The organism is Nonomuraea sp. GTA35, assembly GCF_041950525.1.
Taxonomy (GTDB): domain Bacteria; phylum Actinomycetota; class Actinomycetes; order Streptosporangiales; family Streptosporangiaceae; genus Nonomuraea.
Genome location: NZ_JBGNUV010000004.1, coordinates 597866 through 618930, shown reverse-complemented (window position 1 = coordinate 618930; position 21065 = coordinate 597866). Strand labels below are relative to the sequence as shown.

Sequence of the window (21065 nt, the reverse complement as noted above, 5' to 3'; positions counted from 1 at the left end):
CATGGGTAACCGGTGTGCGGTCATCGGCGTCGGGCAGACGCACTACACGACCAAGCGCAGGGACGTCTCGATCGCCGGCCTGGTACGGGAGGCGGCGCTGCGCGCGCTGCAGGACGCCGGGCTGACGTTCAAGGACATCGACGCCGTGGTGATCGGCAAGGCGCCCGACCTGTTCGAGGGCGTGATGATGCCGGAGGCGTACCTGGCGGACGCGCTCGGCGCGGCGGGCAAGCCGATGATGCGCGTGCACACCGCGGGCAGCGTCGGCGGTTCCACGGCGCTGGTGGGAGCGAGTCTCATCCAGGGCGGCGTGCACGAGCGGGTGCTGGTCGTCGCGTTCGAGAAGCAGTCGGAGTCCAACGCCACCTGGGCGCTGTCCACCCACCTGCCGTTCAGCGCGTCGCTGGTGGTGGGCGCGGGCGGCTACTTCGCGCCGCACATCCGCGAGTACATGCGCAGGTCCGGCGCCCCCGGCCACATCGGCACCCTGGTGGCGGTCAAGGACCGGCTGAACGCGCTGAAGAACCCGTACGCGCACCTCAAGATCCCCGGCATCGACCAGAAGATGGTCGAGTCCACGCCCATGCTCTGGGAGCCCATCCGCTACCTGGAGACCTGCCCGTCCAGCGACGGCGCCTGCGCGATCGTGCTGTCGTCGGAGTCGGCGGCCACCGGCACCCCCGCCTGGGTGCACGGCACCGCCATGCGCTCCGAGCCGATCTTCCGGGCCGGGCGCGACACGGTCAGCCCGCAGGCGGGCAAGGACTGCGCCGCCGACGTCTACCGGCAGGCCGGCATCGCCGACCCGCGGCGGCAGATCGACGTGGCCGAGGTGTACGTGCCGTTCTCCTGGTACGAGCCGATGTGGCTGGAGAACCTGGGGTTCGCGGCGGAAGGTGAGGGCTGGAAGCTCACCGAGTCGGGCGCCACCGCGCTCGACGGCGACACCCCGTGGAACGCCTCAGGCGGGGTGCTGTCGAGCAACCCGATCGGGGCGTCGGGACTGATCAGGTTCGCCGAGGCCGCGCTGCAGGTGCGCGGCATGGCGGGCGAGCACCAGGTGGACGGCGCCCGGACGGCGCTCGGCCACGCGTACGGCGGGGGAGCCCAGTTCTTCGCGATGTGGATCGTCGGACGGGAGAAACCCTGATGGAGTTCAACCACGCTGACCTGTTCGAAGGGCTCGCGGACACGATCGGGGAAAGGACGGCCGTCGTCTGCGGCCAGGAACGCCGCACCTACGCCGAGCTGGAGGCCGAGGCGAACCGGCTCGCCCACTACCTGCTCGACCTCGGGATCCAGCCCGGCCAGCACGTCGGCCTGCACCTCTACAACAGCATCGAGTACGTCACCGGCATGCTCGCCGCGCTCAAGATCCGGGCCGTCCCGATCAACGTGAACTACCGCTACGTCGAGGCCGAGCTGCTCTACCTCTACCGGGACTCCGACATCCGGGCGCTGATCTACGACGTCGCGTTCGAGCCCAGGGTGAGCGCCGTGCTGGACCGGGCGCCGCTGCTGGAGCACCTCATCGCCGCGGGCGGGCGGCCGGCGATCGGGCCGGCGGTGCCGTACGGGACGGCCCTCGAACGCGGCAAGCCGGAACGGGGCTTCGCGCCGCGCTCCGGCCAGGACGTGTACATCATCTACACCGGCGGCACCACCGGCATGCCCAAGGGCGCGATGTGGCACGTCGAGGACCTGTTCATGGGCTTCGGCGGCGGCAACCCCTACGGCGAGCCGCGCGCCACCCCGCAGGAGGTCATCGACGAGGCCGTCAAGGCCAACCCCATGGTGATGCTGGCCGCCTCGCCGCTCATGCACGGGGCCGCGCAGATGGCCATGTTCCTGACCTGGTGGATGGGCTCGACCGTCGTGTTCGTGCGCAAGTTCGACGCCGGCGCGGTGTGGCAGGCGGTCGGCCGGGAACGCGTGAACACCATCAGCATCACCGGCGACGCCATGGCCAGGCCGCTGGCCGAAGCCCTGGAGGGCGGCGAGTACGACGTCTCCTCGCTGTTCGCGATCAGCTCCACCGGGGCGATCCTGAGCGGCGCCGTCCGCGACCTCCTCCAGGAGCTGCTGCCGAACGTCATGATCATCGACAGCTTCGGCTCCACCGAGTCCGGCTACACCGCCTCGGGCCTGGCCGGCTCCTCACCCGAGAAGGGCCTGCGCTACCAGCCGAACTCCGTCGTCAAGCTGGCCGTGCTGGACGAGAAGGGCCAGGCGGTCGAGCCCGGCTCCGGTCAGCTCGGCACGGTCGCCAGGTCGGGGCGGGTGGCGTTCGGCTACTACAACGACCCCGCCAAGACCGCCCGCACGTTCCTCACGGACGAGACCGGCACCCGGTGGCTGCTCACCGGCGACCTCGCCACGGTGGACGCCGACGGCACCGTGAACGTCTTCGGGCGCGGCTCGCAGTGCATCAACACCGGCGGGGAGAAGGTGTTCCCCGAGGAGGTCGAGGCGGTGCTCAAGGGGCATCCGTCCGTGTTCGACGCGGTGGTGACCGGGGTGCCGGACGAGCGCTGGGGGAGCAGGGTGGCGGCCGTGATCGAGCCCCGGCCCGGGGTCGAGCTCACCTCCGCCGAGCTGGACGCGCACTGCAGGAAGCTGCTGTCGGGGTACAAGGTGCCGCGGACGTACGCGTTCGTCGCCCAGATGGTGCGCTCACCGGCGGGGAAGGCCGACTACCGGTGGGCCAGGGAGACGGCGGAGCAGGCGGAGGCGGAGACGGAGGCGGACGGCTGACCTGGTTGATCGACATCCGCTCCGGGTAGGGGCGAGCGGATGTTCGACGACTTCCAGAGCGGCATGATCGGCGTGGGCGAGACGGAGCTGTTCGTCCGGCACGGCGGCTCCGGCAGCCCACTGCTGCTCCTGCACGGTCACCCCCGCACGCACGCGACCTGGCACCGCGTGGCCCCGCTCCTCGCCTCGCACCACACGGTGGTCTGCCCGGACCTGCGCGGGTACGGACGCTCCGGCAAGCCGCGCACCACACCTGACCACGCGCCCTACTCCAAGCGCGCCATGGCCCGCGACATGGTGGCCCTCATGCGGGCCCTCGGACACGACCGCTTCGCCGTGGCGGGCCACGACCGCGGCTCGTACGTCGCCCACCGCCTCGCCGCCGACCACCCCGGCGCGGTCACGCACCTGGTGGTGATGGACGGCATCCCCATCGGCGAGGCGCTGGCCCGCGCCGACGCGAGGTTCGCCGCGGCGTGGTGGCACTGGTTCTTCCTCGGCCAGACCGCCAAGCCCGCCGAGCGGGTCATCAACGCCGACCCCGACGCGTGGTACCGGGGGACGGCCGAGCGGATGGGCCGGGAGAACCACGAGGACTACCGGCGGGCCATCCACGACCCGGCCACCGTCCACGCCATGTGCGAGGACTACCGCGCCGGCCTGACCGTGGACCGGGCCGCCGACGACGCCGACCGCGCCGCCGGCCGCCGCCTCACCTGCCCCACCCTGTTCCTCTGGGCGGCCCAGGACGACATGGAGGATCTCTACGGTGACCCGCTGGCGATCTGGCGCGGGTGGGCCGACGACGTGACGGGCCACGCGATCGACAGCGGGCACCACATGGCCGAGGAGGCCCCGGACGAGGTGGCGGCGGCTCTGCTGGGCTTCCTCCGTCGGTGACCGGGCTTCCGTCAGCTCAGGCGGCGCAGCTCGGCCTCCACCGCCTTCGCGTCGTGCGTCCTGCCGGTCTTCTCCAGCAGCTTCAGCCGGCCGAGCAGCACGTCACGCAGCAGGTCCGGCTCGGCCACCGGCAGCTCGCGCAGCAGGTCGGCGGAGACGCGCAGGGCGGCGTCGGCGGCGTCGTCCCTGCCCAGCTCCTGCTGGCAGAAGCCGAGCCGGGCGTGCGCCACCGCCCTGGTCAGCTCGTCCCGCGTCACCTGGGTGCTGCGGTGGAAGACGAGCCCGGCCTCCAGCGCCCGGCCCGCCTCCATCAGCGCGTCGCCCAGCATGAGCATCGCCCGCGACAGCAGCCCGCCCTGCATCGGGTTGCCCGGCGAGAACCGCTCCAGCGCCGCCACCGCCTCCCGCAGGGGCTGGATCGCCTCGGCCGCCAGGTCCCGCATCCGCAGCGCCGAGGCCAGCGTGAGGCAGGCGCCCGCGCGGCTGGTGTGCAGGGCCTGCGCGTTCATGCCCGTGGTCAGCAGCTCGTCGTAGATCGCGATGGCCTCGCGCGCCCGCGTCTCGGCCTCCGCGCCGCCGTCCAGCCGCAGCAGCGGCATCAGCTCCGAGCTCTGCGCCAGGGAGTCGGCCAGGATCGCCCGGTGCGTCAGGTCGTCCGGGGAGCGTCTGGCCAGCGGGATCAGGCTCTCGACGAGCGTGTTCGCGGCGGCCAGCTCGCCCAGCATCATGTGGCACCTGGCCAGGCGCTGGGTGGCCAGGGCGTGCTTCACGGTGCCCGGTTCGTGGCCGGTCGTGGCGATCTGCGCGTACTCGGCGGCCTCCTGCGGGCGTCCGGCGGCCAGGAGGTCGTCGGCGATCAGCGCGGCGGTCTCGGCCGTGGGCAGCGGCTCGCCCAGCTCCGTGAACAGGCGCAGGGCCTCCACCAGGTGCGCGGTCGCCTCCTGCGCCCGGCCGAACGTCCGCAGCACCCGCCCCTTGACCTGGATCGCCTGCGCCCGCACCCGTCGCGGATCGATCCCGGCCGGCACCTCGTGCCAGGCTTCCGCACCGCGCTCCCCTCGCTCCAGCTCCTCTCGCTCCAGCTCGGGGTGGCTCAGCCCGGGCCGGTCCAGCTCGGGGCGGTTTAGCCCGGCGCGGTCCACCCCGGGCCGGGCCAGCTCGGCGCGGTCCAGCTCGGCCAGTGACCAGGCGATGGCCTCCAGGGCCGCCTGCGGGCGGTCCAGGGCGGCCAGGGTGGAGCCGAGCTGCGCGTAGGTGACGGCGGCGACGGCCGGGTCCTCCAGCTCGTCGCAGAGGTCGGCGGCTCGCTCGCAGTGGGCCAGCGCCTCGACGGCGCGGCCCCGGTCGAGCAGCTCGGCCGCGTAGCGGTTCAGGGTTCCGGCGAGCAACCGGCCCAGGCGCTCACCGTCCAGGCCGGTCGCGCGGTCCTGGTGCTGGGTGAGCAGGTCGATGGCCTGTTCCAGCACGGCGAGCCCTGCCGGGCCCACAGGGAGCCCTGCCGGGCCGGCACTGTCCTGGATGCCGGGCAGGGCGCCGGGCGGAGCGGAGTACAGGGAGCCGCCCTGAGCGCCGTCCCGAGCGCCGTCCCGAGCGCCGTCCTGGGCGGCGGGCAGGGCAGTGAGCAGGGCAGTGGGCAGGGCGGCGAGCGTGGCCAGGGCCGAGGCGAGTGGCTCCCGGTAGGCGGGCGAGACGGGGGCGAGGCCGCGGTAGACGCGCACGGTCAGCTCGCCGATCCGGACGGCGCTCGCGGTGTCACCCGCCCGCGCCGCAGCGGCACCGAGCCTCGCCAGGCACCGGCCGAACCGGTCGTACGTCTCGGGCGCGCCGCTCAGCGGCACCTCTCGCTCCATCGCCTCCGTGAACGCCGTGAGCGGTCCCAGCAGCCCTGCCAGGCCCCCGGCGGGCTCCCCGGCGAGCCGGGCGCCGCCCTCGCCCGCGAACGTGGCCAGCTCGTCCACGACGGCATCGAGCACCGGCAGCCCCGGCAGCGGCCGGAGCCCCAGGATCTGGGCGTACAGGGCGGTCCCCGCGACCGGCCCCTCCTCCTCCACCCGCATCCTGGCCAGCCGCACCAGCGCCAGCAGATGCACCCCGGCAAGATCGGGCGGGACGCTCCCGAGCCGCGCCATCGCCGCGGTCCCCGCCGCCAGCCGGTCGCGGGCGGCGTCGCTCTCGTGCAGCTCCGCCAGGCACAGCCCGGCCAGCTCCAGGCAGGTCGCGGCGAGCAGCCGTTCCTGCTGCGTGGACGGGGACGGGACGAGGCCGAGCGCGCGGGTGACCGACCGGAGCGCTCCGTCCGGGTTCTGCCCGGCGAAGCGGATCCCGCCCTGGAGCCGGAGCGCGCCGGCCAGGGCCGCGGGGTGCTCGGCGTGCTCGGCCACGAGCCGCTCGTACAGCTCGACGACCCGGTCCGCGGCCTCCTCCGCGTCGGACGGGCAGGCGGCGTGCGACAGGGCGACGGTCTCCAGAACCATCAGCCGGGCCAGCTCCGTACGGAACTCCGCGCTCGCCTCGGCGTGCGGCTCGTACGACTCGATGGCCGTGAGCAGGTGCGGGATGGCCTCCTTGGGCCGTCCGAGCCCGACGAGGGAGCGCCCGAGGGCCGCGGCGACCATGCCGACGGCGATCGCGTGCGGCCCGTCGGGGGCGGCGTGCCGCTGGAGCAACTCGGCCGCCTGCACCGCCAGCGCGAACCCGTCCCCCGCCCGCCCCGCGTCCGCCCAGGCCCGGGCAAGCGTGGCCTGCGCGGACAGGTACGCATGAACCTGCTCGATCCCCGGCGTACCGGCGCTCTCGACGGCCTTCCTGCACTCGGCGAGCCGCCGCTCCGCCCGGCCCACGGCTTCCTCCCGGTCCACGGCCTCCTCCGGCTGGGCCATCGACGGTGACCACGGCGACCACGGCAACCACGGCTCCTGGGCGGGGCGGGCGGGCTGCCGGGCGGACTCCAGCCGGATGCGTGCCTCGTCGCGGTGGGCGAGGTAGGAGGAGGCGTCTTCGAGGCACAGCACGTCGTACAGCTCGGCGGCGATCTCCAGGTGCGCCAGGCCGTCCGCGGTCCTGCCCAGCTCGTCCAGGCAGAGGCCGAGCAGCCGCCTGCCCCTCGCCGTGGTGGCCGTGCGCCGCTCGGCCACCACGGCCATCGCCTCCTGCAGCGGGGCCAGCGCTTCCTCGGGGCGGTCGTCCATCAGCAGCAGCTCGCCGAGGTCGAGAAGCCGGTCGGCGAGGGCGGGGCGGTGCTCGTCCGGTTCGAGCGTGACGAGGGCGCGCAGGTTCCGTACGGCTTCAGCGGCGGAACGCGCGGCGGCGTCCAGGTCCTCCATGCGGGCGTGCAGCCTGGACAGCACGGCCGCGGCCGACGCCAGCATGGCGCGCAGCCCCGGCTCCTCGGCGGCCAGGGTCCGCAGGCGGGCGACGGCCTCGGCGGCCGGGGCGCGGGCCTCGGCCGGCCGGTCGTGCCGCTCCAGCCAGGTGGCGGCCAGGTGCAGGTGGTGAGCCACGTCCCTGCTGGTGGGGGCGGCGTTCCTGACGGCGGACACGGCGGCGGCGGCCAGACCCGCGGCCAGGTCGGGCAGCACGGCGGCGGCGCCGATGCCGTCGAACGAGGTCAGCGGCGCCGGCCGCGAGGTCTCGCCCGGGACGACGGTGACCGTGCCGGGCAGCACGGACAGAACCTCCCGCACCTGGGACGCGAACCCGGCGCTCCCGCCCGCCGTCTCGAACGCCTCCACCGCCTCGTCCAGCCGCCCGAGCTCCAGCAACGCGCAGGCGAGGTTGTAGTGAGCCCTGGCGGCGTGCTCCGCGTGGCGGGGATCCTCCTCCGCCAGGATCCGGTACCGGGCCGCCGCCTCCTGCGCGGGCTTGAACGCCCCGCCCGCCTCACCGCCGGCCAGCAGGCACGCCCCCAGTCCGAACAGCGCCTCCGCCCGCCCGGCCGCCTCCTCGTACGGGGGAGCGCCCGCGTACGTCTCCACGGCCTCGGCCGCCGCGACGACCGCCTCCCCGGTCTTGCCCACGGCCGCCAGCGCGGCCGACAGCCACGTCAACGCCCCGGCCAGCGCGAGCCGCCCACCGCCGCCGCGCCGATGCCGTACGGCCAGCTCGGCCAGCGTCACGTTGAGCGCCCGGCATCCCAGCCCGTCCTCCGGCCCGACCGACAGCCCGGCTTCCCGTCCCTCCGGCCTGACCGGCAGCCCGGCCTCTCGCTCCTCCGGCCTGACCGGCAGTCCCGCCTCTCGCTCCTCCGGCCTGACCGGCAGTCCCGCCTCCCGCACCGCTGGCCCGTCCGGCAGCCTGGCTTCCCGCCTCGTCGGCCAGCCGGGCAGCCCGGCCGCGGTCTCCGCGAGCTGCCGGTCGCCGGAGAACAGCATGAGTGCGGCGTTGAGCGCGTCGCCGAGCCCGCTGGTGGGGTTCGCCACGGCCTCGGAGACCAGCTTGCCCAGCCGGCTGGCGACGAGCGACCACAGCGCCTGCCTGACCGGTTCCCTGCCGGCCGACAGCCGCAGGGCGTCCAGCATGCGTACGAGATGGGGGACCGTGCGGCCCTCGTGGTCGTGCAGGGCCAGCACGAGCGCGCCCAGGTCTTCGGTCTCGGCCAGCAGCTCCTCGGCCACCAGATCGGGCCCGAGCGGGGCCGCCCGCCCACCGTGAGAGCCGGAAGAGCTCGGAAAGAGGCGGCCCAACCAGCGGGCCGCGGCGAGGACGCCAGGGTGGAGAGGCGGTGTGCGGTCCGAAGCGCCGGGGTGGGGAGGCGTGCGGTCCGGAGCGCTCGCGTGGAGAGGCGACGTGGGGGCGGGAGCGCCGGCGTCGCTCGGCGGGCCCGGGGCGCGGGCGCGGAGTCCCGGGACCGACGTCAGGAGAACGGGCAGTTCGGCCGGGGCCGGCGCGGTGAGCGTGAGGACCGCCACCGCCTGCCGGGCCGTCGCCTCGCTGAGACGTTCCTCGCCGTCCGGCCAGACGCGCGCCCACTGACCCCGCTCACGCGCCAGGAACCGCCCGACCAGCCCGCCACCGACCCCACCACCTGCGGCCCCGCCAGGAACCCGGCCCGCAGTCTCGCTCGCAACCTGCCTCGCGGCCCCGTCCGGAAGCCGGTCCGTTGCCCCGCCTGTCACCCCGTCCGGGAGCCGGCCTGTTGCCTCGCCCGCCACCCCGTCCGGCTCCCCGCCGGACTCCTCCTCCCCGTCGCGCAACCGCAGCAGCGCGGCCAGGTGGACGTGGAGCGGGAGGCCGTACTCCGGGTCGTCGAGACGCGGCGGGGAGGGGAGCGCGGCCCGGCTCGGCGCGAACGCCTTCATGGCCGCGAGCGCGTGCTCGGTCCGCTCGGCGAGCGTGAGTGGATGGGCGTTGAGCTGCACGGTCGTGGTGTTGAGCCGCCTGAGCCAGCCGCCCGCCGCCGTGTCCAGCCGCCGCCACCACTCGGCCTCGCCGGGCTCGCGGGCCAGCAGCAGGAGCCGTACGCGGGCGTTGTGGCCGTGCTTGGCCAGCCGTCGCACCAGCTCGCCGACCACCGGCGAGGACCGCTCGGGCCGGTCGACCACGACCAGAGTGGGCCTCAACGCCTCGAACGAGGCACGTTCGCCCGACAGCAGGGCAGTCACCGCGTCCAGGGGCAGGAACCCGGCATCCCACCCCGCTTCCACCAGCTCCACGCACAGCTCGCCCGCCAGCCGCGTCTTCCCCGTCCCGCCGCGCCCGCTCAGCACCGCGATCGACAACGGGACGGGCTCGGCGGCCCAGGCCCGCAGCGTGCCCAGCTCCTCGCTCCGCCCCAGGAACGGCACCACCGCGTGCCGAGCCATCAGCAGCACCCAGTCGGGGCAGTCCTCCGGCAGTCCCTCGCGCCCCGGCCCGAGCAGCGCGGGCAGGGCCACCGACCGGTCGCGCTCGGACACGGTCTCCAGCGGCCCCGGCGGCACGCCCGCCAGCTCGCGGAAGCGCGCGTCGCTCAGCAGCGCCGTCACGGGCACGGCCTCCAGACGGCGCCGCGCGTACCCGCCGGGGCCAGGGGTCGCCACGCCGATGAGCTGGCCGGCGGGCTCGGCGAGCAGCGCGGCTCCTGACATGCCGTGCCAGAGCGCGGGCGGCGTCGCGTCGAGCTCGGGCGAGAGCACGCTCACCGCCAGCGCCTTCGACACCGCGCCGGTCGGCGGGCTGACCAGGCCGGACAGCGTCTCCACATCCCGCAGCCCGCCCCGCTCCCCGCCACGTAGGCTGCCCAGCTCCCCGGCTCGCAGGTCGCTCAGCTCTCCGCCATGCAGCGGGCTCCGCTCCCCGACCTGCGGAAAGCCCCGGGCCACGCAGCGCACGCGATAGGAGCCGCCGCTCGCCACCCTGGCCCAGCGGTTGTGCTCGATCCCGGGCAATCCGGCCCAGGCCGCCTCCGACACCCGCAGCAGCACCACGTCCGCGCCGCCACGCCCGTGCCACACCGGCTCCGCCGCGAGCCACCGGCCGGACCACGGGGGCCGTACGTGACAGGGCACGCCGGGGTCCACCACCTGCCCGGAGGTCAGCACCAGGTCGGCACCGATCGCGTACCCGGAGCCGGTCACGCCGACGAGGTCGTCATGACCGGAAAAGACCTCGACGACCCGTTCGAGCCCGAGGCGGTGTGGTGGCGTGTCCATGGGTCCGCTACCTGTCAGCTACGTACGGAAGATAAGCCCCCGATCAGCGCCTGATCTCCTACTCACTATCGCATCAAGGACGGCAAATTTCCCGGCTTGTCAGGCCTTCTCGGTCGTGAGCCAGGCGGCCAGTCCGAGATACATGACACCGCTCCCGACGTCCAGCCGCCGCCGCGCGCGGGCCGAGTGCCGAAGGCGGCCGGCCAGGGCGGAGGCGAGCATCGCGTACGTGCCGTCCGACGCCATGCCGAGCAGCAGCCACACGAGGCCGAACACCAGGATCTGCGGCCCGACCGGCCCCACCGCGGGGTCGGTGAACTGGGGCAGGAACGCCAGGAAGAAGATCGCGGTCTTGGGGTTGAGCACGTTCACCACGAACCCCTCCCAGAACAGCCGCCGCTTCGACTGCACCTTCAGCTCGACGATCTCCTCGCCGCCGCCCTTCTGCATCAGCTTGCGGATGCCGAGCCAGAGCAGGTACGCCACACCCACGTACTTGACGATCGTGAACGCCGTGGCCGAGGCCGCCAGCAGCGCGCTGATGCCCAGCGCCGCGGCGGCGACGTGGACGATCGAGCCGGTGTGGATGCCGAGCACGGAGATCAGGCCGGCCGTGCGACCCTGGGAGACGCTTCTGGTGACGATGTAGAGCACGGCGGGGCCGGGCACGAGCAGCAGCCCGAGCGTGGCCGCACAGAAGACAGCGAGTGTCGAGATATCCGGCATGGGGCAATCGTAGGACCGGCGTCAACGGCATTACCGGCCCTCCGCGAACCCGCGGGCTCGGGCGTCAGAGGCTCTGCCGGAGGGCTGTGAGCAGGGCTTCGGTGGCGGGCGGGTAGGGCGGCTCGCCGTAGACCGCCGCGTACACGTGCCTCGTCGAGCCCGGCACCACCGCCACCTCCACGTCCGGATGCCGGTGCGCCGCCAGCGCCAGCCCGGGCAGCATGGTCAGCCCCAGCCCGGCCGCGACCAGCGCCTGCACGGCCACGATGTCGTCACTGGTGAACGCGATCCGCGGCTCGAAGCCCGCCTTGTCGCAGACGTCCAGCAGGTGGCTGCGGCACCGGTCGCACCCGGCGATCCAGGCGGACTCGGCATGGTCGGTCAGCTCGCCGGGCGCCGTGCCCGACACGAGGTAGCTGGGATCGTCGAGGAGGTGGACCATGTGGATGCCGCTGTCCTCGGGCGCGGTGTCGTCGTACCGGAACATGACCGCCACGTCCACCCGCCCGGCCCGCAGCAGCCGCAGCGCCTCCGGCGGCTCGGTCTCGGTGAGCTGCAGGCGCAGCCCGGGATGCGCGCCGGCCAGCAGGCCGGCGGCCTTCGGGATGAACGTCCCCAGCGCGGAGGGGAAGGCGGCCAGCCGCACCCGCCCGGAGCGCAGCCCGACGTGTGCCGCCAGCTCCTCGGCGGTGGCGTCGAGCCGGCCGATGATGTCGGCGGCCCGCTCGGCCAGCAGCCGGCCCGCCTCGGTGAGCCGGATGCCGCGCCCGGCGCGCTGGATGAGCTTGGCCCCGGTCTCGGCCTCCAGCCGGGCCAGATGGTGGCTGACGGAGGGCTGCGAGTAGTGCAGCTCCTTGGCCGCCGCGGTCAGCGAGCCCCTGCGGGCGACGGCCACGAGCACCCGCAGGCGCGCGACATCCAGCATTCATCAATCATATCTATTGATCGACCAGAAGACTTCTGTTGGACCTATCGGTGGAAATGCAGGACCGTGGGAGGGGAAGGCAAATTACTGATTTTTCCTAGGGGAATCCCATGGATATCGCCGCCACCACAGTCACCAGGCCGGGTCTCGAGCCGATAGTCTCGGGGGTGTCGCGGATCGTCGACCGCCGGCTCGACGGGCACGCGACCGCGCTGGCCGTCGCCGCACTGCTCCGCGAGCGCCTTCCCGGGCTCGACATCCTCACGCCGCAGGAGCGCGCGGGCTCGCCCGAGCGGTACGTCTCCCACATCCTCCACGCCGAGGAACGCTTCTCGGTCGTCGGCGTCGTCTGGCGGCCGGGCCAGGACACGGTGATCCACGACCACGTGTCGTGGTGCACGTTCGGCATCCTCAGCGGCATCGAGGGCGAGACGCTCTACCGCGACATGGGCGACCACCTGGTGCGGATCGGGCGGGCCGAGAACCGGCCGGGCGAGGTCAGCGGGTTCGCGCCGCCCGGCGACATCCACAAGGTGCGCAACACCAGCTCGGAGACGGGGGTGTCGCTGCACGTGTACGGGGCCGACGTGAGCAGGCTCGGCAGCAGCGTGCGGCGGACGTACGACCTGCCGGTCCGATGAGTTCCGCGCGCCCCGCGGGTCTGTCCCTCCGACAGCCGATGCAAGGGAGCGACCATGGAACCCACGACGGAGCTGGACGCCCGTTTCAGCGCCGAGAACGCCGCCGCCACCCCGTGGGCCGAGGCCCGCGAGCAGCTGGAGAACGCTGAGACGTACTGGCTGAGCACCGTGCGCGCCGACGGCCGCCCGCACGTCACCACGCTGCTGGCCGTCTGGCAGGACGGCGCGCTGCACTTCTGCACGGGGGCGGAGGAGCAGAAGGCCAGGAACCTGGAGACCAACCCCAACTGCGTGCTCACCACGGGTGCCAGTGCCCTGCATGAGGGCCTGGACCTGATGGTGGAGGGCGCGGCCGAACGCGTCACGGACCAGGGCACGCTCAAGCGGCTGGCCGACGCGTGGGAGGCCAAGTACACCAGCGAGTGGCACTTCGACGTGGGCGACGGGGTGTTCGTCAACGTCGCAGGGGGAGAGGCCCTGGTGTTCGCGGTGGCTCCGGCCAAGGTGCTGGGCTTCCGCAAGGGCGACTACGCCCAGACCAGGTGGCGGTTCCGCTGAAGCCGCCGACGGGGGCTTCCCCGGCCTCCGGGTGCGACGCCGCCCGTTGGCCACGGGTACCCCGGGCTGTCCATGAGGGCCGCGCGGAGCGGCGGCTGACGCGACCCGGCCTGCTCCGGTCCGTCCGGGGAGCCGTTTCGACGTGGCGCGCACGGGTACGCACGGCGTAGTTGTTGCAGCTCATCGCGGGGGTGTGAGCGGTGTTGACGGTGGTTCGGCGTGCGTCGCGGACACGGAGAGGGCCCGATGGCGGCCCGTACCGGCGACTCCGCTGAGGGCCGTGGCGGCAGGCCCGGGCCACGTCGGCAGCCGGGCTCCTCCGGCGTGCGTCCGTAAGGCCGCGGGGAGTCCGGGATGAGAGCCGCGGCACAGGGGATCGTCTGGGTCGGCGTGTTCCTGGGAGTCTGCGTGGCGCCGCTGGCGTTCGCGTTGATGGGCGTGAGCCGTCCGGGGCAGGGCTTCTGGACCGACTTCTCGGTGGCCCTCGGGTTCGTCGGACTGGCCCTGATGGGCATCGAGTTCGCCCTCGTCGCACGGGTTCGTGCCGTGGCGGAGCCGTTCGGCACCGACGCGGTGATCCAGTTCCACCGGGAGATCGGTTACGTCGGCCTGGCGTTCGTCCTGACGCATACGGCGCTGTCGGGTCCGGGCGTGTTCGCCGCCTTCCCCCTGACCGAGCTGCCGTGGAGAGCCCGGTTCGCCGTGCTCGCGGTGCTGGCTCTGCTGGTGCTGATGGTGACTTCGGTGTGGCGACGACGCCTGCGGCTGTCCTACGAGGTGTGGCAGGTCCTGCACACGGTGATGGCGACGCTCGCGGTCACGGCGGCGTTGGTTCACGTGCTGCTGGTCAACCACTACGTCGACAGCCTGTGGAAGCAGGTGCTGTGGGCGGTCATGTCGGCGGCGTTCGTGGGGCTGCTCCTCTGGATCCGGGTCGTGCGGCCACTGCGGTTGTGGCGACGTCCGTGGGTGGTCGAGCAGGTGGTCCCCGAACGTGGCCGGACCACCGTGCTCGTGCTGCGCCCGCGCGGGCACGAGGGGCTGCGCTTCCAGCCGGGACAGTTCGCCTGGATCACTGTCGGCAGGTCGCCGTTCTCGGTGACCTCGCACCCCTTCTCGTTCTCCTCCAGCGCCGAGGCGGACGGCACGGTCGCCATCGCCATCAAGGCGCTCGGCGACTTCACCTCCAGCGTCAGCGCCGTGAGGCCGGGCACCACCGTTTATGTCGACGGCCCGCACGGGGTGTTCTCCATCGACCAGTACGAGGGCGCCGGGTTCTGCCTGATCGCCGGCGGAGTCGGCATCGTCCCGGCGCTGAGCATGCTCCGGACCCTCGCCGATCGCGGCGACGCGCGGCCGGTCGTCCTGTTCTCCGCCCACCGCGATTTGGACAGCATCCCGTTCCGCGAGGAGATCGACGAACTCACCGGCCGGCTGAACCTGCGGGTCGTGCACGTGCTCGAACAACCGCCGCCCGGCTGGACGGGAGAGAGCGGCTACATCGACGCCGGCACGCTGCGCAGGCACCTGCCGTCCGCCAACCCGCGTTTCCAGTTCTTCATCTGCGGGCCGAACCCGATGCTCGACGCGATGGAGGCCGCCATCCCGGAGATCGGCATACCCGCCGACCGCATCCACACCGAACGCTTCGCATGGGTCTGAGCCGCCCGATCCGGAGGAAGCCGTGCGCCACGCCTACATGACCCGGATGACGGTCGTCGCCGGCCTGATCCTGGTGCTCGCCTGCCTGGCCTTCGCGGCCATCCAGAACTGACCGAGGAGGACCGCCCGATCTGCCCACCCTGGCCGCGGGGGACCGGCGCCAGGCCGAACGGCTGCTGTCACTCGTGAACCGGGGCTCATGAGCGGGGGACGTCGCCCGGCTTGTCCTCGATCCCGGACCTGAGCACCGACAGGCCCACGGCCCCGCCGTCGGCGTCCACCACCTTCACCCCCACGTAGTGGTGGTCGTCCGGATCCTGCTTGCCGTCATGACAGCAGTGATTGCCGCGGGCCGGGCGGCGGTTCCATGAATTTCCGATCAGGACGGTGGCCACCCGCTGAGCCGATCCCTGCGGCGGCCGATCTTGCGGCCCCGTAGGGTGTTGGGGCCACCGTGCCCGGACAAGGAGAGCGTCGTGAACGAAGGAGCCTGGTCGCTGCCGTCGCCCTGGCGGGAGGCGCGCGTCGCGGTCGTGGTGCCGACGTACAACGAGGCAGGCAACCTCGGCGAGCTGACGGAGCGGATCTTCGCGCTGGACCTGCCCAACCTCCGGCTGGTCATCGCCGACGACGACTCGCCCGACGGCACCGGCGCGCTCGCCGACGACCTCGCCAAGCACGCGAACGAGGAGCGCCCCGGTCGCATGGTGGTGCTGCACCGCAAGGTGAAGGAGGGCATCGGGCGCGCCCACATCGCCGGGATGCAGGAGGCGCTCGGGCGCGGCGACGAGTACGTGGTGCAGATGGACGGCGACCTGAGCCACCGTCCCGAGTACATCCCGCACCTGCTCGGCACGATCCTCGCCACGCAGGCCGGGGTGGTGATCGGCAGCCGGTACGTCGTGGGCGGCTCCCTGTCCACGCAGTGGGGCTGGCACCGGCGGCTGCTGAGCCGGTTCGCCGGCCTCTACGTCAACACGATCCTCCACCTGTCCGTACGCGATCCCACGGGCGGCTTCAAGATCTGGCACCGGGACGTGCTCGAAGGCATCGACCTGAACGCGATCCGCAGCGACGGCTACAGCTTCCAGGTCGAGATGAACTACCGGTGCAAGCGGCTGGGGCGGGCGATCGTCGAGATGCCGATCCATTTCGAGGAGCGCAACGCGGGCTCCAGCAAGATCAGCTTCGCGGTGCAGGTGGAGTCGATGCTCACGCCGTTCGCCCTCCGGTTCGGCAGGCAACGGCGGCGGTGACGGATCGCTGGGATTCAGCGGCTCACCGTCGTCTCCTGCCGCACCCGCGACAGCTTCTCGGGGTTGCGCACGATGTAGAGCCGGGTGACCAGCCCGTCGTCGATCTGGCCTGCACGACCCCGCTGCCACCGGCCACTTCGTGACATCCCCGGCCGGTGGCGTACCTCACAGGACCGCGCTGTCACAAGCACCGGGCGGCCGGCATCTCCATGGCGTCAGAACGCCGCGCGAACGATCCGCGTGGCGCACGAGTCCAGCAGCGAGGACGATGTCATGGAACCGCGCTTCAACCTGTTCGCCAACGAGGTCGGCACCAAGATCCTCAAGCGGATCTACAACGTCAGCACGGCGATCGAGCAGTCGTCGCTGCCCAAGACCACGCAGCACCTGGTGATGATCCGCGCCAGCCAGATCAACGGCTGCGGCTTCTGCCTCGACGCCCACACCAAGGACGCCGCGGCCGACGGCGAGAGCTCGGTCCGGCTCAACCTGGTCGCCGTCTGGCGCGAGACCACCGTGTTCACGGAGGCCGAGCGGGCCGCGCTGGCGCTCACCGAGGAGGGCACCCGGCTCGCCGACGCCCACCTCGGCGTGTCCGACGAGACCTGGGACCAGGCCCGCAAGCACTACGACGACGACCAGATCGCCGGGCTGATCGGCCTGATCGCCATGATCAACGCGGCCAACCGGCTCAACGTGATCACGCGTAACCAGGGAGGCTCCTACGAGCCCGGCATGTTCAGCGGAGCGTCGAGCTGAGCCGGCGGCGCGATCCCGGCCCAGGGTCATCCCGATCCGGGGCCGGGGCGGGCGCCGGCGGCCCGCCCCGGTAACCCCGCGAACAGCCGTGGTTACACGCCGAGGGCTGACGGGAGGCTGAGCTCCTGGAGGAACAGGGCCTCCGTGGTGGCCACCCTGCGCAGTTCCTCCAGGTCCACGCGCTCGTTGGGCGCGTGGATCGCCGCCTCCTCGTCCTCCGCCCCGAACAGCAGGATCTCGGCCGCGGGGAACTGCCGGAGCAGCGTGTTGACCAGCGGGATCGAGCCGCCGGCGCCGACGTCGCGCGGGGGGCGGCCGAAGGCGCGCTCCATGGCGCGGTTGAGCGCGGCGCGGGCCTTGCCGCCCGAGTCCGCCTGGTAGCCGGAGCCGACCGTGAAGTCGCCGAACGACACCTGCACGCCCCACGGCGCCACCTGGCGCAGGAACTCCACGACCGCGTTGACCGTCGTCTTCGGGTCGCCGGCCGGAGGGACGCGGACGGTGACGCGGGCGCGTGCCGCGGGCTGGACCGCGTTGACCGCGCCCGAGACCGTGGGCACGTCCAGGCCGGTGACGGTGATGGCGTACGAGGACCACAGCCGGTCCGCGAGCGAGCCGGAGCCGACCAGCGACACCCCTTCGAGCACCCCGGCGGTGCGCCTGAACTCCTCCTCCGACGGCCCCTGGCCGAGGAACGAGCCTCGGGGCAGGCCGGGGACGCGGATGTCGCCGTTGTCGTCGTGCAGCGAGGTCAGCATGCGCATGAGCGCGGCCAGCGCGTCGGGGGCGGCGCCGCCGAAGGAGCCGCTGTGCACGGCCTCCTTCAGGGTGCGGACCTCGATGGTGAAGGCGGCCATGCCGCGCAGCGACGTGGTGACGGACGGGTCGCCGACGCGCGGGTTGCCCGTGTCGGCCACCACGATGGCGTCGGCGCGCAGCAGGTCGGGGTTGCGCTCGACGAACGCCTCCAGCCGGTCGCCGGCGTACTCCTCCTGGCCCTCGATGATGACCTTGATGCCCACGGGGAACCGGCCCTGGAAGGTACGCAGGGCGGTGATGTGGGAGATGATGCCCGACTTGTCGTCGGCGGTGCCGCGCCCGTACAGGCGGCCGTCGATGAGCGTCGGCTCGAACGGCGGCGTACGCCACGCGGCCGGGTCCCCCGCCGGCTGCACGTCGTAGTGGGCGTACAGGAGCACCGTGGGCATGCCGGGAGGCGCGGGGGCCTCGCCGAAGACGGCCGGGAAGCTGCCCTCGACGGCCACCTGCTGCACTCGCGGCAGGCCGGTGGAGCGCAGCAGCTCCTCGGTCATGGCGGCGGCGGCGAACACGGGCTCTTCCGGGTGCCCGGGGAAGGCCACGGAGGGGATGGCGGCGAGCCGCTTCAGCTCCTCTACGGCCTGTGGCATCGCGGCGGCGACGGCGCTCTCGATCTGGTCTGGAGTCACGGAGGGTCCCCCGGGGTCGTTCTTCACCTATTCACAGCGATTCGTCCATTGGATCACAACCGGCCCTGTGCTGCGGAAACGAGATGCTGGGGCGGCCTTGACCCGCGCGCTAATCTACCTGCGGATTTCGTTGTTGTTACATACCGCTTCTGCGGATCCCGATTTTCTTGCATAGTGCTGCGACCGATTCGCTTGGCAAACTCGCAGGTGAAGCGTCACACTGTGGCTAGTTCAGACACGAGGGAAGATAACCATGACGCAGCCGGAACACGACGTCCTGAAGGCCGCGCAGGACAACCTGTGGTTGCACTTCACCAGGCACAGCGCGTACCAGCAGTCCGAGATCCCGACCATCGTGCGCGGTGAGGGGTCCTACGTCTACGACATCCACGGCAAGCGCTACCTCGACGGTCTGGCCGGCCTGTTCGTGGTCCAGGTGGGCCACGGGCGGCAGGAGCTGGCCGAGGCCGCCGCCAAGCAGGCCCAGGAACTGGCGTTCTTCCCGCTGTGGTCCTACGCTCACCCCAAGGCGGCAGAGCTGGCCCAGCGCCTGGCCGCCCACACCCCCGGCGAACTGAACCGCGTCTTCTTCACCACGGGCGGCGGCGAGGCGGTCGAGACCGCCTGGAAGCTGGCCAAGCAGTACTACAAGCTCATCGGCAAGCCGCTCAAGCACAAGGTCATCAGCCGCCAGATCGCCTACCACGGCACCCCGCAGGGCGCTCTGTCGATCACCGGCATCCCGGCCTTCAAGCAGATGTTCGAGCCGCTGGTGCCGGGCTCCGTCCGGGTCCCCAACACCAACCACTACCGCGCCGACGAGATCACCGGCGTCAAGGGCATGACGCCCGAGGAGTACGGCTTCTGGGCCGCCGAGCGGGTGGCCCGCGCCATCGAGATGGAGGGCCCCGACACCGTGGCCGCCGTCTTCGCCGAGCCCGTCCAGAACGCGGGCGGCTGCTTCCCGCCGCCCCCCGGCTACTTCCAGCGGCTGCGCGAGATCTGCGACGAGTACGACGTCCTGCTCGTCTCCGACGAGGTCATCTGCGCCTTCGGCCGGCTGGGCACCATGTTCGGCGGCCAGAAGTTCGACTACGTGCCGGACATCATCACCTGTGCCAAGGGCATGACCAGCGGTTACTCGCCGATCGGGGCGATGATCGCGCACGAGCGGCTGTTCGAGCCGTTCAAGGGGGGCGACACGATGTTCGCCCACGGTTACACGTTCGGCGGTCACCCCGTCTCCGCCGCCGTGGCGCTGGCCAACCTCGACATCTTCGAGCGCGAGGACCTCCTCGGCCACGTGACGGCGAACGAGCCGCGCTTCAAGCAGACCCTCGACGACCTGCGCGACCTGCCGATCGTCGGCGACGTGCGGGGCTCCGGCTACTTCTGGGGCATCGAGCTGGTCAAGGACAAGGCCACCAAGGAGACGTTCTCCGCCGACGAGTCGGAGCGGCTGCTGCGCGGGTTCCTGTCGAAGGCGCTGTTCGACGCCGGCCTCTACTGCCGCGCGGACGACCGCGGCGACCCCGTCATCCAGCTCGCCCCACCGCTGATCGCCGGGCAGAAGGAGTTCGACGAGATCGGAGAGATCCTCCGCGGCGTGCTCGCCGAAGCCTGGGCTCAGCTCTGACACCCCTCAATCCGGTACGACGGAGTGCCGGTTCCCGAAAGGATCCACCGCCATGAAGATCGGCGTTCCAGCCGAGGTCAAGAACCACGAGTATCGCGTCGCCGTCACCCCGGCAGGCGTGCACGAGCTGGTGCGCAACGGGCACGACGTCACCGTACAGCGGGGCGCGGGCCTGGGCTCGCAGATCACGGACGAGGAGTACCTCGCGGCCGGCGCCAAGATCCTCGACAGCGCCGACGTCGTCTGGGCCGAGGCCGACATGGTGCTCAAGGTGAAGGAGCCGATCGCCGAGGAGTACCACCGGCTGCGCGAGGGGCTGGTGCTGTTCACGTACCTGCACCTGGCCGCATCCCGGCCCTGCACCGACGCGCTGCTCAGCGCGAGGACCACCGGCATCGCCTACGAGACCGTCCAGGTGGGCAACGCGCTGCCGCTGCTCGCCCCCATGTCCGAGGTGGCCGGCCGCCTGGCGCCGCAGGTGGGCGCGTACAACCTGATGCGCTTCAACGGCGGGCGGGGCATCCTGCCCGGCGGCGTGCCGGGCGTGGCCCCCGCCAAGGTGGTCGTGATCGGCGGCGGCGTCTCCGGCCTGAACGCGGCGCAGATCGCCGTCGGCATGGGCGCCGACGTCACCGTCCTGGACACCAACATCGACCGCCTGCGCTCCATCGACGCCGTCTACCAGGGGCGGCTCAAGACGCTGGTGTCCACCGCGTACGCGATCGAGCAGGAGGTCCTGCAGGCCGACCTGGTCATCGGCGCGGTGCTGATCCCCGGCGCCAAGGCGCCGACGCTCGTCTCCAACGACCTGGTCGCGCGCATGAAGCCGGGCTCGGTGCTCGTCGACATCGCCATCGACCAGGGCGGCTGCTTCGAGGACTCGCGCCCGACCACGCACGCCGAGCCGACGTACAAGGTGCACGAGTCGGTCTTCTACTGCGTGGCGAACATGCCGGGCTCCGTGGCCAACACCTCCACGTACGCCCTGACCAACGCGACCCTCCCGTACGCGGTGAAGCTGGCCAACCTGGGCTGGCGGGACGCGGTCAAGAGCGACGCCGGCCTGGCGGGCGGGCTCAACACGCACGGCGGCAAGCTCACGAACGAGCCGGTCGCCCAGGCGCTGGGCCTGCCGTACACGCCGGTCGCCGAGGTGGTGTGATGGGGTGAG

The 21065-nt window shown here is 72.6% G+C and carries 16 protein-coding genes; 10 read left to right on the top strand and 6 right to left on the bottom strand.

Annotated features, from left to right (window positions below):
* Position 1: 1 nt before the first annotated feature.
* From ACBJ32_RS21360 to ACBJ32_RS21350, 3 genes are read left to right on the top strand one after another with little or no spacing between them, the layout of a single operon-like run.
* On the top strand, positions 2 to 1150 hold the full coding sequence (locus ACBJ32_RS21360) for a thiolase domain-containing protein (protein ID WP_357874279.1): 1149 nt from the start codon (positions 2 to 4) through the stop codon (positions 1148 to 1150).
* Positions 1150 to 2754: an acyl-CoA synthetase gene (locus ACBJ32_RS21355; RefSeq protein WP_375128189.1), complete on the top strand. Its 1605-nt coding sequence runs from the start codon at positions 1150 to 1152 to the stop codon at positions 2752 to 2754. Before ACBJ32_RS21360 ends, ACBJ32_RS21355 begins: the two co-directional genes overlap by 1 nt.
* A 39-nt stretch (positions 2755 to 2793) precedes the next feature.
* Positions 2794 to 3654, top strand: coding sequence for an alpha/beta fold hydrolase (locus ACBJ32_RS21350; protein WP_375128188.1), 861 nt, complete (start codon positions 2794 to 2796; stop codon positions 3652 to 3654).
* A gap of 11 nt (positions 3655 to 3665) precedes the next feature.
* On the opposite strand, the gene ACBJ32_RS21345 is transcribed toward ACBJ32_RS21350, so the two are convergent.
* From ACBJ32_RS21345 to ACBJ32_RS21335, 3 genes are all read right to left on the bottom strand, one after another.
* Positions 3666 to 10283, bottom strand: a complete 6618-nt coding sequence (locus ACBJ32_RS21345; protein ID WP_375128187.1) for a hypothetical protein — start codon at positions 10281 to 10283, stop codon at positions 3666 to 3668.
* A 99-nt stretch (positions 10284 to 10382) separates the two neighbouring features.
* Positions 10383 to 11009, bottom strand: a complete 627-nt coding sequence (locus ACBJ32_RS21340; protein WP_375128186.1) for a LysE family translocator — start codon at positions 11007 to 11009, stop codon at positions 10383 to 10385.
* A gap of 64 nt (positions 11010 to 11073) precedes the next feature.
* The gene (locus ACBJ32_RS21335; protein WP_357873991.1) at positions 11074 to 11934 is read right to left on the bottom strand and encodes a LysR family transcriptional regulator; all 861 of its coding nucleotides are present in this window, start codon (positions 11932 to 11934) and stop codon (positions 11074 to 11076) included.
* Between the two features lie 167 nt (positions 11935 to 12101).
* Between ACBJ32_RS21335 and ACBJ32_RS21330 the strand changes: the two genes are divergently transcribed.
* From ACBJ32_RS21330 to ACBJ32_RS21320, 3 genes are all read left to right on the top strand, one after another.
* Positions 12102 to 12575, top strand: a complete 474-nt coding sequence (locus ACBJ32_RS21330; protein WP_375128185.1) for a cysteine dioxygenase — start codon at positions 12102 to 12104, stop codon at positions 12573 to 12575.
* 54 nt (positions 12576 to 12629) lie between these two features.
* Positions 12630 to 13133, top strand: a complete 504-nt coding sequence (locus ACBJ32_RS21325; RefSeq protein WP_375128184.1) for a pyridoxamine 5'-phosphate oxidase family protein — start codon at positions 12630 to 12632, stop codon at positions 13131 to 13133.
* A gap of 354 nt (positions 13134 to 13487) precedes the next feature.
* Entirely contained in the window at positions 13488 to 14795 is a 1308-nt protein-coding gene (locus ACBJ32_RS21320) for a ferric reductase-like transmembrane domain-containing protein (RefSeq protein WP_375128183.1), read from the top strand.
* Between the two features lie 197 nt (positions 14796 to 14992).
* Here the strand turns inward: ACBJ32_RS21320 and ACBJ32_RS21315 are convergent, their stop codons facing one another.
* Positions 14993 to 15190 (bottom strand): hypothetical protein, encoded by a 198-nt coding sequence (locus tag ACBJ32_RS21315; protein WP_375128182.1) that lies wholly within the window; start codon positions 15188 to 15190, stop codon positions 14993 to 14995.
* A gap of 81 nt (positions 15191 to 15271) precedes the next feature.
* On the opposite strand from ACBJ32_RS21315, the gene ACBJ32_RS21310 reads away from it, so the two are divergent.
* Positions 15272 to 16051 (top strand): polyprenol monophosphomannose synthase, encoded by a 780-nt coding sequence (locus ACBJ32_RS21310; RefSeq protein ID WP_375128181.1) that lies wholly within the window; start codon positions 15272 to 15274, stop codon positions 16049 to 16051.
* Between the two features lie 14 nt (positions 16052 to 16065).
* On the opposite strand, the gene ACBJ32_RS21305 is transcribed toward ACBJ32_RS21310, so the two are convergent.
* Positions 16066 to 16197, bottom strand: a complete 132-nt coding sequence (locus tag ACBJ32_RS21305) for a hypothetical protein (RefSeq protein ID WP_375128180.1) — start codon at positions 16195 to 16197, stop codon at positions 16066 to 16068.
* 127 nt (positions 16198 to 16324) lie between these two features.
* Between ACBJ32_RS21305 and ACBJ32_RS21300 the strand changes: the two genes are divergently transcribed.
* Complete coding sequence (locus ACBJ32_RS21300) at positions 16325 to 16810, top strand: carboxymuconolactone decarboxylase family protein (RefSeq protein ID WP_375128179.1); 486 nt, start codon at positions 16325 to 16327, stop codon at positions 16808 to 16810.
* Between the two features lie 92 nt (positions 16811 to 16902).
* Here ACBJ32_RS21300 and ACBJ32_RS21295 read toward each other — a convergent pair whose 3' ends face one another.
* Positions 16903 to 18258 (bottom strand): dipeptidase, encoded by a 1356-nt coding sequence (locus ACBJ32_RS21295; RefSeq protein WP_375128178.1) that lies wholly within the window; start codon positions 18256 to 18258, stop codon positions 16903 to 16905.
* A 253-nt stretch (positions 18259 to 18511) separates the two neighbouring features.
* On the opposite strand from ACBJ32_RS21295, the gene ACBJ32_RS21290 reads away from it, so the two are divergent.
* Both ACBJ32_RS21290 and ald read left to right on the top strand, forming a co-directional pair.
* A complete protein-coding gene (locus ACBJ32_RS21290) occupies positions 18512 to 19894 on the top strand; it encodes an aspartate aminotransferase family protein (protein WP_357874023.1) in 1383 nt (460 codons plus the stop codon).
* A gap of 52 nt (positions 19895 to 19946) precedes the next feature.
* Positions 19947 to 21056 carry an alanine dehydrogenase gene (ald, locus tag ACBJ32_RS21285; RefSeq protein WP_375128177.1) on the top strand — a complete coding sequence of 370 codons (1110 nt, stop codon included), beginning with the start codon at positions 19947 to 19949 and terminating at the stop codon, positions 21054 to 21056.
* The last annotated feature ends 9 nt before the right edge of the window (positions 21057 to 21065 follow it).

Bases quoted from the DNA above. Each gene is read 5' to 3' on its own strand.
- ACBJ32_RS21360 (WP_357874279.1), top strand. From the start codon at position 2: ATGGGTAACCGGTGTGCGGTCATCGGCGTCGGGCAGACGCACTACACG.
- ACBJ32_RS21355 (WP_375128189.1), top strand. From the start codon at position 1,150: ATGGAGTTCAACCACGCTGACCTGTTCGAAGGGCTCGCGGACACGATC.
- ACBJ32_RS21350 (WP_375128188.1), top strand. From the start codon at position 2,794: ATGTTCGACGACTTCCAGAGCGGCATGATCGGCGTGGGCGAGACGGAG.
- ACBJ32_RS21345 (WP_375128187.1), bottom strand. From the start codon at position 10,283: ATGGACACGCCACCACACCGCCTCGGGCTCGAACGGGTCGTCGAGGTC.
- ACBJ32_RS21340 (WP_375128186.1), bottom strand. From the start codon at position 11,009: ATGCCGGATATCTCGACACTCGCTGTCTTCTGTGCGGCCACGCTCGGG.
- ACBJ32_RS21335 (WP_357873991.1), bottom strand. From the start codon at position 11,934: ATGCTGGATGTCGCGCGCCTGCGGGTGCTCGTGGCCGTCGCCCGCAGG.
- ACBJ32_RS21325 (WP_375128184.1), top strand. From the start codon at position 12,630: ATGGAACCCACGACGGAGCTGGACGCCCGTTTCAGCGCCGAGAACGCC.
- ACBJ32_RS21320 (WP_375128183.1), top strand. From the start codon at position 13,488: ATGAGAGCCGCGGCACAGGGGATCGTCTGGGTCGGCGTGTTCCTGGGA.
- ACBJ32_RS21305 (WP_375128180.1), bottom strand. From the start codon at position 16,197: ATGTCACGAAGTGGCCGGTGGCAGCGGGGTCGTGCAGGCCAGATCGAC.
- ACBJ32_RS21300 (WP_375128179.1), top strand. From the start codon at position 16,325: ATGGAACCGCGCTTCAACCTGTTCGCCAACGAGGTCGGCACCAAGATC.
- ACBJ32_RS21290 (WP_357874023.1), top strand. From the start codon at position 18,512: ATGACGCAGCCGGAACACGACGTCCTGAAGGCCGCGCAGGACAACCTG.
- ald (WP_375128177.1), top strand. From the start codon at position 19,947: ATGAAGATCGGCGTTCCAGCCGAGGTCAAGAACCACGAGTATCGCGTC.